Origin of the sequence: Prevotella sp. P3-92 (genome assembly GCF_002251205.1) — a bacterium.
GTDB lineage: Bacteria > Bacteroidota > Bacteroidia > Bacteroidales > Bacteroidaceae > Prevotella.
In genome coordinates, this window is the sequence record NZ_NPJE01000062.1 from 68,016 (window position 1) to 83,455 (window position 15,440).

Genomic DNA, 15,440 nt, shown 5'->3' on the forward strand with positions numbered 1-15,440 from the left:
CGTCGCGGCTTCCTTTGCCGTTATTTTCAGTCGATTATTCTCACTCCACCTTTATCTGCCGATGAAACGCTCTGCGCATAGGCGCGAAGGGCTTTCGACACTTGTCTATTTCTCTTCAACGGCTGTTGTGGTCTTGCAGCAAGCTCCTTTTCTGAAAGTTTCACGTTGATTCTGCGGTTTGGAATATCTATTTCTATGATGTCTCCATCCTTTATCTTTCCAATATTTCCACCTGCAGCGGCCTCAGGAGAAATGTGTCCGATGCTTAATCCTGACGTGCCTCCGCTGAATCGTCCGTCGGTAATAAGTGCACACTCTTTACCCATGTGCATGCTCTTAATGTATGATGTAGGATAGAGCATTTCCTGCATTCCAGGACCACCCTTCGGACCCTCGTGTGTGATGACTACACAATCACCTTTTTTGACTTTTCCTCCGAGAATTCCCTCGCAGGCATCATCCTGTGAGTCGAAGACCACAGCGGGACCTTCAAAATGCCAAAGAGCCTCATCGACACCTGCTGTTTTCACAACGCATCCATCCTGAGCTATATTTCCGAAGAGTACAGCCAATCCTCCATCTTTGGTATAGGCATGTTCAATATCACGTATGCATCCATTCTCACGATCAACATCGAGAGTCGGATATTGCTCGTTTTGAGAACCCATCTTTGTACTGAAACGTTGTCCCGGTGCTGAGAAATAGATTTCAGGTTGATTGGCAACATCATATTTCTTCATTGCTTCATCGAGTGTCATTCCATCCACACGCGCCGCTGTTCCGTCAATGAGTCCACCTTTATTGAGTTCGTTGAGTATTCCGAGGATTCCTCCTGCTCTATTACATTCCTGAACGCTATACTTTTGCGTATTTGGAGCAAGTTTACACAAGCAAGGAGTTTTGCGACTCAATGCATCAATATCCTTGATTGTAAAGTCTGCGCCAGCCTCCTGTGCCACAGCCAACAGATGAAGTACTGTATTGGTAGATCCTCCCATAGCAATATCGAGTGTCATGGCGTTGAGGAACGCTTTTCTGGTTGCGATATTTCTAGGCAGAACGCTCTCGTCTCCATCTTCGTAATAGGCCAAAGCATTCTTTACAATCTGTCTTGCTGCCTTTCTGAAGAGTTCTATGCGTCGTTCATGTGTAGCGAGGATTGTTCCATTTCCTGGCAATGAGAGTCCTATGGCTTCTGTCAGCGAGTTCATGGAATTTGCAGTAAACATTCCAGAGCAGCTACCGCATCCTGGACATGCACATTGTTCTATTTGCTGCAGTTCTTCATCGCTTATAGAATTATCAGCTCCTTTGATCATGGCAGTAATAAGGTCTGCATTTTCTCCTCTCCATCTTCCTGCTTCCATAGGTCCACCGGAACAGAATACTGTAGGGATATTGAGTCGCATGGAAGCCATGAGCATTCCAGGAGTCACTTTATCACAATTTGAGATGCAGATCATTGCATCTGCTTTATGTGCATTGACCATATACTCTACCGAGTCGGCAATAATATCTCTTGAGGGCAAAGAATAGAGCATACCGTCATGTCCCATTGCAATTCCGTCATCAATAGCAATTGTATTGAATTCGGCAGCATAGCATCCCATTTTCTCTATTTCTTCCCTTACGATTTGTCCTATTTCGTGCAGATGCGTATGTCCGGGTACAAACTGGGTGAACGAATTGACGACGGCAATGATCGGTTTCCCAAATTGCTCATGTTTCATTCCTGTAGCCACCCAAAGAGCTCTGGCTCCAGCCATTCTTCTTCCTTCTGTGCATACTGCACTGCGTAATTGGTGTTTCATATCTATTTAGTTTGTTTGTTTATTCCTTTTTATGTGGATTTTCTCCACCATCTCACCATATTGAGTTGCAAAGTTACACTTTTTTCGCCTAATCACCAACGAAACATTAGAGGTTTTTCGGTTTTTGCTTATAAATTGAAAGTTTCATAGTGAATTACAGAAAAAAGCGAGCCGTAGTTTCCATCGGCTCGCTTTCGTTTCCTTAACAATCTCTTTACCTTTGATTCGTACCTATGTATGTTTTCTGAGTGCAAAGATACATTTAATCTCTGTATGATTTATGCACTTTTTTGACATAATTTCATAGAGCCGTTTTATTTTTGACTTGCATCAATTTTGCATGTACTTTCATTCATGAAGAGGTACGACGGTTTGTATCCTCCTGCGTCAACGACGATTTTTTCGAAGACGATGGCAGGATCGTTAGGTTTGATTGTCAGGGTATGGAATTCGCCTTCTACTACTGGGAGTGTAACAATACTTTCCACTACTCTTCTTGCCACGGTTGGGTAATAGATGGAATAGATATTTTCCTTTTTCTCATTGAGATTGTGGTTGAAGTTGACTGTTTGAACCTCTCCTTGATCGAGTTGCACACTATAAGTAAGTCCGCCTTTGTTAAGATAGTCGAGGGTGGATTTCACTACGATGTGTATTTTGAGTGGACTCTTCACTCCGTTTGGCATACGGAATCGATAGGTCAGGCTTGCCCCTTCCACACCTTTGGTATAAGGCATTAGGGTAACTCCGCTTCTTGTGCGTCCCATGTCTGGTATGATAGTCCATTTTGCTTCTGATGCATCAGATGCGGCATAGTAGTGTTCTGCTTCCATGGCTACCACTCCATTTGCTTCTGTAAACACATATCCTCCGTTTGTAGGATTTTCAATGCGTTTCACTTCTGGCATCCTGTCTGCCGGGAAGTCATCGTTCCATGAAGTGTAACCGATATGTTTCTGAATCATCATTCCATTCCATTTTCCGCCTGCCATTTTGAGGTTATAATCAGCACAAAGTGTAGAATCGCGCTTAAACGCCTGTTCTACGCGATCTGCCCAAAGATTACAATCAGGATTTCCCTCTTTGAAGAGTTTACGGTTCATGGCTTGCGCATAATACATTTGATGGATATTACCCATTGCTTGTATCGGGAAGAGTATGATTTGCTGATAAGCATCGCGCTGGTTCTCGTCGAGTGTGAGATACTGTCTGAGTGCATCGCGCTCAAGAGTTGCGTATTCATCGACCACTTGTTTCCATTCACCTGTATTTATATTATAGGTATTCGCATCCATCATTTCTGCCGTGCATCGTCCGTTGAGTTTGCAGACGATATTGAGCAGACGGGCTGCTTCGTCTGCCTGTTTTGCTCCAAACTGTTGAAGACAGAACTGGCGGGCATGCTCTGTGATATTGTTGACATCGTATTTTCTTGGATTCCAAGCCATATCCATAAACATAGAGATGGGAAATTCCATTGGCTTAAGGTCGCCAACATTGAGAATCCACATCGCCTGTATTCCGTTTTCGTAGGCTAAAGTGAGTTGCTCCCACATATTCTGCATAGGAGTGACGTTGAGCCATTTAGAATTTCTCGGTGCTCCCACATAATCCACGTGGTAATAGAGTCCCCATCCTCCTTTATGCTTGCGTTCTTGTGCATTCGGTACTCTACGCACATTTCCCCAGTTATCGTCACAAAGGAGAAGAATAACGTCTTCAGGAACTTTCATTCCTTTGTCATAATAGTCAAGCACCTCTTTATAGAGCGCCCAGACTTGGGGCGTTTCGCTTGCTTTCTTTCCTGTTACGTCTGCAATAATCTTTCGCTGGTCTGCAATAATCTGCTGCATGAGTCGCGTATCGGCTTCGTCGCTCATGGCTTCGTCGCCATCGCCTCTCATTCCTATGGTTACAAGCTGCTCGGTTCCTTTCATGCGCTCGATGCCTTCACGGAAGAACTGCTGCAACTTTGTTTTGTTGGTATTATAGTTCCATGGTCCCCACTCTGCTCTTTTACGTGCATATTCCTGATGGTTTCTTGCCATTGGTTCATGATGTGAGGTACTCATGACAATACCCATATCGTTGGCCGTTTTCTCGTTGGCAGGATCGTCTGCATAGAACGACCACATCCACATGGCAGGCCACATCATGTTTCCTTTCAGTCGGAGCACAAGTTCAAAGACGCGCTCATAGAAATGGTGGTCTGCATAATTAGTACCAAATGTATTTTTAATCCATGTAGAAAGACACGGTGCTTCATCGTTGAGGAAGATTCCTCGGTAAGCAACAGCCGGTTCTCCGTCAGTATATATTCCTTGGTTGACATAAATCTCTTCATGTCTTTCAGTAGGCACGTCAGCCCAATAGTACCATGGCGACACACCCATCTGTGCAGAAAGTTCATAGATTCCATAGACAGTACCTCTTCTGTCGCTTCCTGCAATAATGAGTTGTTTTCCTACGGTTGTGATGATAAACTTCTCGCGTTTTCCTTTAAGTTGTGTTGCATCGATAAGTTTTTTCTTTGCGAGTTGGTCAATAAATTTAGAGTGCCCTATAGTTCCCACTATAATCTTTGCATCTGCCTGATGTTGAAGCACGGCATCTTGTCCTGTTACTCGCCCGAAGTCTGCTGCCAAAGCATGTACGGCAATATCAACGGCTTTAAAATCTGCTTCATCCGTTGTAATGGTTACTTGCTTTTGTGGGTTAAGGAGCAGGTCTCCTTGATTGAAATTTACAAATCGCTCTGCAGCCTTTATGGTTTGCATTCCAAAGAGGGCAACAAAAGCCAATAATGTTGTTTTGATGATTTGAATAGTTGTCATAAGTGTATATTGTTTTTAAGTTCGGATGCAAAGTTACACATTATTTCTCAAAAATGATAACGTTGTCCGTCATTTTAAACAAACAAAGTTTTGCATGCGAGATTTCAGTCGTTTTTTTAATGAGGCCTTCACTATATTCTCATTCGGGATGCATTCGGGATGCATTCGGGATTGACCCATTCATAGAAAGGCATAATATTCCTAAAAACCGAGTCATAAGTAAGTCCTAAGTAAATCCCAAGTAAGTCCCATCAGATTTGGGACAATAATAGGAGATAGTTGGGAAGAAGAAAGGACGTTCTAGGGTAATACTTTAGGCATTTCACTATTCAGAAAGCGACAGAAGTACAGATGTCTCAAAGTTATAATCAAAAAAATCCGTCTTGCAGAAAATACTCCACAAGACGGACTGTTTATTTGTCGCTAAATGCTGAGTTCTTATTACTTAGTAGTATCGAAGAACATAGCTACGCGGTTGAAGTCAATCTCCTCTGAGAGTTTGTCGGTTGCACCGAGACCCTCAGTAGTGATGCGGCTGGCCGCAATCTTGTAACGCTTAACAAGAGCGTTCTTCACAGCGTTAGCACGTGCGATAGAAATCTTCTCGTTGATTTCTGCACTTCCTTCTGGTGAAGCGTAGCCACGAACGATAATCTTAGAATTCTTGTGATTACGCATGTACTTAGCAACCATTTCGATGCTTGCATACTGAGCTGCGTCGATGGTGCTCTTGCCCTGACCGAAGATGACGATTGGCTGGAGCTGAGTATTGTTTTCCTTAACGACTTTCACCTCAGGCTGCTTGCTCTTTTCAGCAGCGAGCTGAGCCTGAAGGTCAGCGATGGTACGGCCATCAGCAGCAATCTTGTTGTCCTTGTTAGCATTTTCAGCACGGAGCTCGTTAATCTTGGCATTCAGACCATCGATTTCGGCCTGGTCACGGAGCTGTGCGATTTTGAAATTGTGAGTACCATTGGTGTTACCGAACTTATAGTTCAAACCTACGTTAACTCCGAAGGCTGCTTTACCGAAGTTGTACTTGATGTCCTGACCATCTGCATTGAGACCATACACGAGGTTTGGTTCAATATAGAGCTGCCAAGCCTTGTTTGCGCCAAGGTTGAAAGCGAAATCAAGACCAATCTTAGATGTCAGTACATCGTTGTCCTGACCTTCACGCTCGTTAGAAGTACCGAAAGCGTGACCCCAACCGAGTCCATAAACACCGATTACCTCAAAGTTGCGAGGCTCGCCTTTGTATCCGCCAAACCAATTGCTGAAGTTTGTAGTACCGAGTACTGAAGTGTTGAGCGCACGAACCAATGTACTGTAGCTACCGAATCCACGTGTACGGGCATAAGCGTCGCTTTCAACGGCGAGACCGAATACTGGAGTAAACCAGCGGCCTACACGAATTCCGGCAGAAGGGTTAATGTTGTTGAATACTGAAACACCTGTGGCCTTTGCACTCGCACCAGCCTTGATGCCTACATACCAGTTGTCCTGATTCTCACTTTCCTCTACAGTCTGAGCAGAGATTGCCTGTGCAGAAAAAGCTGCTACGGCAAGCATTAAAAATACTTTTTTCATCGTTTTTAATGATTATATAATATGTTGTAACGTTTAATTACTTAAGTTTCGAGCTGCAAAGTAACAAAAAAAAAAAATAACTACCAAACATTTCCTAAGAAAACTCTACGAATAGACAAATTTTTCCATCGAAAAGAACAATTTATTGAAGAATTTATTTTAATTTTGCATTTTATGAGCAGAATAATCCTTATCACCGGAGGCCAACGGTCTGGAAAAAGTGAAAAAGCAGAGCAATTGGCGTTAACACTCAGCGAAAACCCTGTTTATCTGGCCACAGCCCATATTTGGGACGATGAGTTTCGCGAGCGTGTACGTCGCCATCAGGAGCGTCGTGGACCACAATGGACTAATATAGAAGAGGAACACGTACTGAGTCGTCACGATTTTTCAGGACGTGTGGTTTTGGTGGACTGCCTGACGCTTTGGGCCACTAATTTCTTCTGCGAAGCAGAGGAGGTTGACATAGTGCTCGACAAACTGAAACAGGAATTTGACCGTTTGGTGAGTCAAAATGCCACATTCATTTTCGTAACCAACGAAATTGGATCGGGTGGAGTGAGTGCCAATGCCGTGCAACGCAGATTTACAGATCTACTGGGATGGTTGAACCAATATGTGGCTTCAAAGGCCGACGAGGTAATTCTGATGGTTAGTGGAATTTCAGTAAAAATCAAATGACAACATTTAATATTTATCCTCTCGACGATTCACTTCGTCCTACCATTCAGTCGAAAATCGACAATCTCAACAAACCCAAAGGCTCATTGGGCCGCTTGGAAGAACTCGCATTACAGATATGCTTGATAGAACAGACACTATCGCCCACCCTGCATCATCCCAGTCACTTGCTATTTGGTGCAGACCATGGTATTGAGCGCGAAAGAGTAAGCGTCTCGCCACGCGAAGTGACTTGGCAACAGATGATAAACTTCACACGGGGCGGAGGCGGAGTCAATATGTTCTGCCGACAATACGGTTTCGACTTGAAGATTATCGACGTCGGAGTGGATTACGACCTTTCATCTATAGAAGGTATCATTCCACGCAAAATCGCTTGGGGCACTAACAATTTCTTGCATGAAGCGGCCATGAGTCAGGAAGAAATGGAACAAGCACTCGGCATAGGCCGCGACATGGTGGATTGCTGTCAGAAAGAAGGTTGCCAGGTGATTTCTATAGGAGAAATGGGCATCGCCAACACATCGCCAAGCAGCATATGGATGAGCCTGTTTGCCCATCTGCCACTCAACACCTGCATCGGAGCTGGCGCAGGACTCAATACAGCGGGCATCAATCATAAATACGAGGTACTGAACGAGGCAGTAAACAGATTCAAAGCCAATGGAGGTCAGGAAGAGGATGCATGGGAGGTAATACGTTATTTCGGCGGATTCGAAATGGTGGCAGCCATTGGAGCCATGTTGCGTGCGGCAGAATTACACCTTATTATATTAATAGACGGATTCATCATGTCTGCATGTGCCTTGGCCGCAAGTAAACTCTACCCACAAGCCAAACAATACATGGTATTTGCCCATTGTGGTGACGAAAGCGGCCACAAACTTCTGCTTGACAGTATGGGAGTGCAGCCACTATTGAATCTTGGTCTGAGACTGGGAGAAGGCACAGGAGCACTTTGCTCCTTTGGCATTTTGGAGAGTAGCGTACGGATGATGCAGGAGATGAATAATTTCGATAATGCACACATCACCAAATATTTCTAACCATCGAAAAAAACAACAATCATGAGACTTCGCATAGACCAAACAAAATGGTGGGAGACTCCTATGGCAGCACTCATCTTCTTCACCCGGCTGCCTTTCTGGCGACTGTGTTCACCCTCCAAAGCATGTTATCAGCACGTTGTGGAATACTGGCCTTTGGCCGGATGGCTCACAGGCGGAATCATGGCTCTAACATTCTATATAACAAGCGCATGGTTCCCCTTGCCCGTAGCGGTATTATTAGCCATCATCGCACGAATCCTCACCACAGGGGCGCTCCACGAAGATGGTCTTGCAGACTTTCTTGACGGTTTCGGAGGTGGTTACAACCGTGAACGCATCCTTTCCATCATGAAAGACTCACATATAGGCACATACGGAGTTTTGGGACTGATTCTTTATTTTGCACTACTCGCCACTACACTTCTCGCCATCGGAGATCATGAAATAACCACCCTCACGCCTTCCTTCGCTTTGGATAATGCCGATTCCGCTTCAACACTTCTTCTTGCTTCGACAATTCTTGCAGCCGACCCATTTTGTAAGATGGTAAGCGGTCAACTCATCATGTTTCTACCCTATGCCCGTAAAGAGGAAGAGGCTAAATCTAAAACCGTTTATGTAAAATACGGACTCCAGGCTGGTCTCCGACTGGCTCTCACCGGACTAATGCCCTTAGTAGGTTGGGGCTGGATGATGAACCAATGGTTTGCCGTTCCATTTTCATCGATAGAAGTGCTGGTTGCCGTTCCGTGTATTGTATTCTATCTGCTCTATCTGTTGATGAACCGCAAATTGCAGGGATATACGGGCGATTGCTGCGGAGCCACATTCCTTTTAACAGAACTCTCGTTTTACCTCACTTTCGCAGCCACATTATAATGGCCCAACATCTCGGAATAGAAAAAAAAATATTCAAATGACCCTGTATTAACAATATACTCACCCACATAACGTCATCTTGTCAATACAAAAAAAAGCGATGTCCCAACTTCACAGCAGAGACATCACGAAACAGGTATTAGTCCTTTTAAGGTAAAAAGATTGTATTCAGGATAACGTCTGCAAAGGTACTTCTTTTTTTTAACTAACACAAATATTTTTATATGATATATAACATGTTTTCGACCTAATTCCACATTTTTTACCGCTTTTCTTGAGATTTTAGAGATTTCTATTGTATCTTTGCAAACGAAGGGCAAACTATAGCCGTCAAGCTAACAAACATCACTATATCACACATGTAGCATAGACTGCTCCAACAAAAAGAAAACAAAAACGTATCACATAATATGACTGAAGAGAAAACAACAACAGAGAACGAAGAGAAAAAAAGCATTAGCTTCGTTGAACAGATTGTAGAAAACGACCTCGCAGAGGGCAAAAATGGCAAACGCATACAGACACGATTCCCACCGGAACCTAACGGATACATACACATCGGACACGCCAAGGCCATCTGCATGGACTTCGGAGTAGCAGAAAAATACAACGGAATTTGCAACCTCCGATTCGATGACACCAACCCCACTAAAGAAAACACAGAGTATGTCGAAAACATCATGAACGACATCAAGTGGCTCGGATTTAACTGGGGAAATGTGTATTATGCATCCGACTACTTCGATAAACTGTGGGAATTCGCCATTTGGCTCATAGAAAAAGGAATGGCATACGTGGACGAACAGACATCTGAACAAATTGCAGAACAGAAAGGAACGCCCACACAGCCTGGACAGCCAAGTCCGTTCCGCGACAGACCCATAGAGGAGAACCTCAAGCTCTTCAAACAAATGAATACGCCGGAAGCCGTAGAGGGTTCTATGGTGCTCAGAGCCAAACTCGACATGGCAAACCCAAACATGCACTTCCGCGACCCCATCATCTACAGAATCATTCAGATTCCTCACCACAGAACAGGAACAAAATGGCATGCATACCCCATGTACGACTTCGCACACGGACAGAGCGACTATTTTGAAGGGGTTACACACTCCATCTGTACCCTCGAATTCGTGCCTCACCGCCCACTCTACGACAAATTCGTGGACTTCCTGCAAGAAAAAGAAGGGCAGACAGAATACCGCCCAAGACAGATTGAGTTCAACAGACTCAACCTCACTTATACCGTCATGTCAAAACGCAAACTTAAAGCACTCGTTGACGAAAACCTCGTCAGCGGATGGAATGATCCACGAATGCCAACCGTTTGCGGAATGAGAAGAAGAGGATACTCTGCACAAAGTATCAGAAACTTCATCAACTCCATCGGATACACTAAGTTTGACGCACTCAACGACTACGCTCTCCTTGAAGCAGCTGTACGTGAAGACCTTAACAAAAAAGCATGCAGAGTGTCTGCCGTGCTCAACCCTGTAAAGCTTATCATCACCAACTATCCTGAAGGACAGACAGAAGAACTCACAGCTATCAATAACCCAGAGAACGAGGCAGACGGGACACACAACATCACCTTCAGCCGCGAACTTTGGATTGAGCGCGAAGACTTCATGGAAGATGCACCCAAGAAATTCTTCCGTATGACACCAGGAAAAGAGGTGAGACTCAAAAACGCATACATCATCGCCTGCACAGGATGCAAGAAAAACGAAGCAGGAGAGATTGAAGAAATCTATGCAGAGTACGATCCAGAAAGCAAGAGCGGAATGGCGGGAGCAGACAGAAAGGTCAAAGGTACACTCCATTGGGTAAGTGCCGGCCACTGCATCAAAGCAGAAGTAAGACTATACGACAGACTGTTCTCCGTAGAAAACCCTGGTGCTGATGAACGCGACTTCCGCGAACTTCTCAACCCAGAATCTCTCACCGTGCTCAACAACTGTTATGTAGAGAAATTCCTGGAAGAGAAACAACCTGGAGACTTCCTGCAGTTCCAACGTATCGGCTATTTCACACCAGATGAAGATTCTAAACCCGGACACCTTGTCTTCAACCGTACAGTAGGATTAAAAGACAACTGGGCAAAGAAAAACAAATAAGAAACAAGGCAATTTAAATGCTATTGACTGACGACAAATTCTTCAACGACCCAGAGTTCAGAGAAATGCTCAAAGCATACGAAGAGGCAGCATCCAAAGGGATGCCGCCCTTCTTTGATGCAGACGACCTCATAGACATTGCAGACTACTATCGGTTGACAGGCCAAATGGACAAAGCCATGGAAGTGGCACAAAACGCTATAGACCTCTTCCCAAACGCCACCCTGCCCAATGTCTTCATGGCAAGAAATGCACTCCAGAACGACAACCTCAAAGAGGCAGAATACTACGTCAGTATGATTGAAGCCGAAGACGATCCCGACTATATCTACATCAAAGCCGAACTACTCATTTACCAATACAAGCTAGAAGAGGCAGAAAAGCTCCTTGAAGCAAAATTCCACGAACTCACCAATGATGACAACGGATGGTTCATCAAAGACGTAGCAAACCTCTATCTCGACTATGGAGAATACGAAAGAGGATATACATGGATGATGAGATATTGTGACGTCAAGGACGACGACTATAAAGAACTATTGGGAAGAGCACTCTACGGTACATGGAAACTCGAAGAATGTGAAAGCATATTCACAGAACTTGCCGACAAATATCCTTTCGACAAGAAATACTGGAAAGTACTGGCTGAAGCACAACTCTCACAAAACAAATTCGATGAAGCCATCAATAGCAGCGAATATGCAATTGCCATTGACCCTGACGATCCCGTTCCACATGGCATCAAGGCATCTGCATTAATGGGAAAAGGCAACTGGGAAGAGGCTGTAAAATTCTTCAAGACCGCCCTCAGTCATGCACAATATGATTGTAGCGGATATATTCAACTTGCCACCTGCCTCATCAACACCAATGAGTTTAAGGAAGCATTGGAATGGTTGGAAAAAGCACTCAAGGAAAGCGGGAATGCCAAAGAATACGCAGGAGCTATCTATCATCAAATGGCACTCTGCCAAGGTGCACTTGGGAATAACGTAGAGGCAAAAAAACTTTTGGATAAAGCAGAAGAAAAAGGAGAAAACAAAACAGACCTCTACGTGGCTCGGGCACATATCCTACAAACTGAGAAACAGTACGAAGCAGCTGATAGATATTTCAACAAAGCTCTCGAACTGTCAACAGACCAGATGCATACACTCATAAGAATTGCCATCTCCCTAACAGACTGTCAAAGATATAAAGAGTGTCTCCAACTACTCAAAGAGAAATTGCCAGTCATCGATGAAAATTGCACAGAAGGACTTTCACTTCTCGCACTATGCTCACTCAGACTTAACCAAGCTGAAGACTTTCTCTATTATCTCCGTCTGGCAGCAGAACGAAATCCCATCGAACTGCGCATGATACTCGGGGCATACTTTCCCGAGAATATGGCCACGAAGGACTATTACGATTTCGCATATAAACAGATTCATAAAAGCAAACAACAGTGAACTTTATTACATCACTCCTTGCCAACCTCAACTATGGCACCATATTCTTCCTCATGCTACTCGAAAGCACGGTCGTACCCGTACCATCAGAATTCGTAGTTACACCAGCAGCCTACCATGCTGCAGGAGGAAATCTTGATGTTTTCCTTGTCATACTATTCGCTACAATCGGAGCTGACTTCGGAGCATCCATCAACTATCTTGTGGCTTACTACGTAGGAAGACCGGTAATCTATCGTTTCGCCAACAGCAAATGGGGAAAACTATGCCTACTCAATCAAGAGAAAGTAGAGAAAAGCGAACGCTACTTCGACGACCACGGCGTAGTAGCAACTCTCACAGGAAGACTCATACCTGGCATCAGACACCTTATTTCCATCCCAGCAGGACTCGCCAAGATGAACTACTGGAAATTCTTGCTCTATACTACAGTAGGAGCAGCAGCATGGCATTCTATCCTCGCACTTCTGGGATGGTACCTCCACAGCGTTGTACCTGAAGAGCAACTAAACGATAAAATCACAGAATATGCCGAATACATAAAAATTGGCATACTTGCCATCATGATACTTGCCATTGGCTATTTCATCGTGCGTTCGTTGCTAAAAAAATCAAGAAAAAAGTAAAAAAACAAAGATTCTTGTAAAAAGGCAGATAAAATAGACGTAAATATTTCTTAATACCGAATATTTTCCGTATATTTGCCACGTTTTCTTAAACTTTCAACAACGTATAAATTGCTTATGTCAAGAAACAACAACCATCTCGTTATCATGGCAGGAGGAGTAGGTAGCAGATTCTGGCCTATGAGTACCGAAGAAACCCCAAAACAGTTCATCGATGTATTGGGAGTCGGACGCTCATTGCTCCAACTCACAAGAGACCGCTTCGAAAGTGTAGTCCCCCATGACAATATATGGGTGGTCACAAATCGAAAATATGTTCGTATGGTGCAGCAACAACTGCCAGACATGCCAACAAGCCATATACTTTGCGAACCATGTCGGCGCAATACCGCACCATGTATTGCATACGTCAGTTGGCGAATTAAAGCTCAAGACCCCAAAGCTAATATCGTAGTCACACCAAGTGACCATATCGTAACTGACCCTGTAGAATTCCGACGTGTAGTAAGCGAGTGTCTGGATTTTACGGCTGATAGCGATGCCATCGTTACCCTGGGCATGAAAACCTCAAGACCAGAAACAGGATACGGATACATACAGGCAGACCTGTCAAGCAGTTCTTTACGAAACAAAGAAATTTTCCGAGTGGACTCGTTCAAGGAAAAGCCAGACCTTGAGACCGCCAAACAATATATCAAGAAGAACTACTACTTCTGGAACGCAGGTATATTCATTTGGAATGTATCAACCATCGTCAATGCATTCCGCGTATATCAACCCGTCATGTCCAAACTCTTCGAGTCACTACTCCCGATATACGGAACAGAAAAAGAACAGGAGGAAATAGACCGCACATTCCCAGAATGTGACAACATATCCGTCGATTATGCCATCATGGAGAAGGCAGAAGAGATTTTCGTATGTCCTGCAGACTTCGGATGGAGCGACCTCGGCACATGGGGTTCGCTGCAAATGCAGACCAGAAAAGACATCTATGGTAATGCATGCATCGGAAATAATATCACTCTCGTCGAGTCACACAACTGTATGATTCATACCACACAAGAAAAAAAAGTGGTAGTACAGGGACTCGACGGTTATATCGTAGCAGAAAACAACGACACCCTGCTCATCTGCAAACTCTCAGAAGAACAACGCATCAAGCAGTTCTCTGAAATGGATTAACCGAGTCTAAAAATCTAGCGATTTTATTTCGCACGAAAGAAAAATAATCCTTAAACCAAACAAGACTAACACAATAACATAGATATGGAAGACAAGAAAGTGGCCCTCATCACAGGAATTACTGGACAAGACGGTTCATACCTCGCTGAATTTCTCATCGAGAAAGGTTACGAAGTACATGGACTCCTAAGACGTTCATCATCATTCAATACAGGAAGAATAGAACATCTCTATCTCGATGAATGGGTACGCGATATGAAGAAAAAACGACTCGTCAACCTCCATTGGGCGGACATGACAGACTCTTCGTCGCTAATCAGAATCATTGGTGAAACAAAACCTACGGAAATATACAACCTTGCAGCACAAAGCCATGTAAAGGTGTCATTTGACGTGCCAGAATATACGGCAGACGTTGATGCAACAGGAGTACTCAGACTTCTCGAAGCAGTAAGAATTTGCGGACTGGAAAAAAGCTGTCGCATCTACCAAGCCTCAACATCAGAACTATTTGGAAAAGTACAAGAAGTTCCGCAAAGCGAAACAACTCCATTCTATCCCCGTTCGCCCTATTCTGTTGCCAAACTCTATGGCTATTGGATCATGAAAAACTATCGGGAGTCCTACGGCATGTATTGCTGTAACGGTATTCTCTTCAATCATGAAAGTGAACGAAGAGGTGAAACATTCGTCACAAGAAAAATAACACTTGCTGCCGCACGCATTGCACAAGGCTATCAAGACAAGCTCTATCTCGGAAACCTCAACTCACTCCGTGACTGGGGATACGCAAAAGACTACATCGAATGCATGTGGCTTATACTACAACAGCCCCAACCCGATGATTTTGTCATTGCAACAGGCGAATACCATACTGTACGTGAGTTTGCGACACTCGCATTCAAGGAGGCTGGTATTGAATTGGAATGGCGTGGCGATGGTATAGACGAAAAAGGAATAGACAAGAAAACAGGAAAAATTCTTGTAGAAGTAGATCCTAAATACTTCCGCCCTGCAGAAGTTGACCAACTACTCGGAAATCCTGCAAAAGCCAAAAACACACTGGGATGGAACCCACAGAAGACATCCTTTGAAGAACTCGTCAGAATCATGGTTCGACATGACATGACCTTCGTCAAAAAACTCTTCCTCAAAGCACAGCTCCCAGAGTAATTATAAATAAAACAACCCACAACGGGGTAAAAATAAACAAGATA

11 protein-coding genes are annotated in these 15,440 nt (G+C 44.1%); 8 read left to right on the forward strand and 3 right to left on the reverse strand.

Annotation, left to right across the window (positions count from 1 at the left end):
* Positions 1 to 26: 26 nt before the first annotated feature.
* The 3 genes from ilvD to CIK93_RS10710 all read right to left on the reverse strand — a co-directional run bounded on the left by ilvD (position 27) and on the right by CIK93_RS10710 (position 6,235).
* On the reverse strand, positions 27 to 1,811 hold the full coding sequence (gene ilvD, locus CIK93_RS10700; protein ID WP_094447354.1) for a dihydroxy-acid dehydratase: 1,785 nt from the start codon (positions 1,809 to 1,811) through the stop codon (positions 27 to 29).
* Positions 1,812 to 2,125: 314 nt separating this feature from the next.
* Entirely contained in the window at positions 2,126 to 4,645 is a 2,520-nt protein-coding gene (locus CIK93_RS10705) for a glycosyl hydrolase 115 family protein (protein WP_094447355.1), read from the reverse strand.
* A gap of 441 nt (positions 4,646 to 5,086) precedes the next feature.
* Positions 5,087 to 6,235 (reverse strand): OmpA family protein, encoded by a 1,149-nt coding sequence (locus CIK93_RS10710; protein WP_094447356.1) that lies wholly within the window; start codon positions 6,233 to 6,235, stop codon positions 5,087 to 5,089.
* 174 nt (positions 6,236 to 6,409) lie between these two features.
* On the opposite strand from CIK93_RS10710, the gene cobU reads away from it, so the two are divergent.
* The 8 genes from cobU to gmd all read left to right on the forward strand — a co-directional run bounded on the left by cobU (position 6,410) and on the right by gmd (position 15,396).
* The gene (gene cobU / locus CIK93_RS10715) at positions 6,410 to 6,916 is read left to right on the forward strand and encodes a bifunctional adenosylcobinamide kinase/adenosylcobinamide-phosphate guanylyltransferase (RefSeq protein ID WP_094447357.1); all 507 of its coding nucleotides are present in this window, start codon (positions 6,410 to 6,412) and stop codon (positions 6,914 to 6,916) included.
* Positions 6,913 to 7,962: a nicotinate-nucleotide--dimethylbenzimidazole phosphoribosyltransferase gene (gene cobT, locus CIK93_RS10720; protein WP_094389410.1), complete on the forward strand. Its 1,050-nt coding sequence runs from the start codon at positions 6,913 to 6,915 to the stop codon at positions 7,960 to 7,962. Before cobU ends, cobT begins: the two co-directional genes overlap by 4 nt.
* Before the next feature lie 21 nt (positions 7,963 to 7,983).
* The gene (locus CIK93_RS10725; protein WP_094447358.1) at positions 7,984 to 8,844 is read left to right on the forward strand and encodes an adenosylcobinamide-GDP ribazoletransferase; all 861 of its coding nucleotides are present in this window, start codon (positions 7,984 to 7,986) and stop codon (positions 8,842 to 8,844) included.
* A 410-nt stretch (positions 8,845 to 9,254) separates the two neighbouring features.
* Complete coding sequence (locus tag CIK93_RS10730) at positions 9,255 to 10,961, forward strand: glutamine--tRNA ligase/YqeY domain fusion protein (RefSeq protein ID WP_094439185.1); 1,707 nt, start codon at positions 9,255 to 9,257, stop codon at positions 10,959 to 10,961.
* Between the two features lie 17 nt (positions 10,962 to 10,978).
* The gene (locus CIK93_RS10735) at positions 10,979 to 12,412 is read left to right on the forward strand and encodes a lipopolysaccharide assembly protein LapB (RefSeq protein ID WP_094447359.1); all 1,434 of its coding nucleotides are present in this window, start codon (positions 10,979 to 10,981) and stop codon (positions 12,410 to 12,412) included.
* Complete coding sequence (locus tag CIK93_RS10740; RefSeq protein WP_094389414.1) at positions 12,409 to 13,038, forward strand: DedA family protein; 630 nt, start codon at positions 12,409 to 12,411, stop codon at positions 13,036 to 13,038. Before CIK93_RS10735 ends, CIK93_RS10740 begins: the two co-directional genes overlap by 4 nt.
* Positions 13,039 to 13,155: 117 nt before the next feature.
* Positions 13,156 to 14,223, forward strand: coding sequence for a mannose-1-phosphate guanylyltransferase (locus CIK93_RS10745; protein WP_094447360.1), 1,068 nt, complete (start codon positions 13,156 to 13,158; stop codon positions 14,221 to 14,223).
* An 84-nt stretch (positions 14,224 to 14,307) separates the two neighbouring features.
* Positions 14,308 to 15,396 carry a GDP-mannose 4,6-dehydratase gene (gene gmd, locus CIK93_RS10750; protein ID WP_094389416.1) on the forward strand — a complete coding sequence of 363 codons (1,089 nt, stop codon included), beginning with the start codon at positions 14,308 to 14,310 and terminating at the stop codon, positions 15,394 to 15,396.
* Positions 15,397 to 15,440: the final 44 nt, after the last annotated feature.

Coding starts and splice junctions, on each gene's coding strand:
- CIK93_RS10710 (WP_094447356.1), bottom strand. CDS start 6,235: ATGAAAAAAGTATTTTTAATGCTTGCCGTAGCAGCTTTTTCTGCACAG.
- CIK93_RS10725 (WP_094447358.1), top strand. CDS start 7,984: ATGAGACTTCGCATAGACCAAACAAAATGGTGGGAGACTCCTATGGCA.
- CIK93_RS10730 (WP_094439185.1), top strand. CDS start 9,255: ATGACTGAAGAGAAAACAACAACAGAGAACGAAGAGAAAAAAAGCATT.
- CIK93_RS10745 (WP_094447360.1), top strand. CDS start 13,156: ATGTCAAGAAACAACAACCATCTCGTTATCATGGCAGGAGGAGTAGGT.
- gmd (WP_094389416.1), top strand. CDS start 14,308: ATGGAAGACAAGAAAGTGGCCCTCATCACAGGAATTACTGGACAAGAC.
- CIK93_RS10735 (WP_094447359.1), top strand. CDS start 10,979: ATGCTATTGACTGACGACAAATTCTTCAACGACCCAGAGTTCAGAGAA.
- cobU (WP_094447357.1), top strand. CDS start 6,410: ATGAGCAGAATAATCCTTATCACCGGAGGCCAACGGTCTGGAAAAAGT.
- CIK93_RS10705 (WP_094447355.1), bottom strand. CDS start 4,645: ATGACAACTATTCAAATCATCAAAACAACATTATTGGCTTTTGTTGCC.
- ilvD (WP_094447354.1), bottom strand. CDS start 1,811: ATGAAACACCAATTACGCAGTGCAGTATGCACAGAAGGAAGAAGAATG.
- cobT (WP_094389410.1), top strand. CDS start 6,913: ATGACAACATTTAATATTTATCCTCTCGACGATTCACTTCGTCCTACC.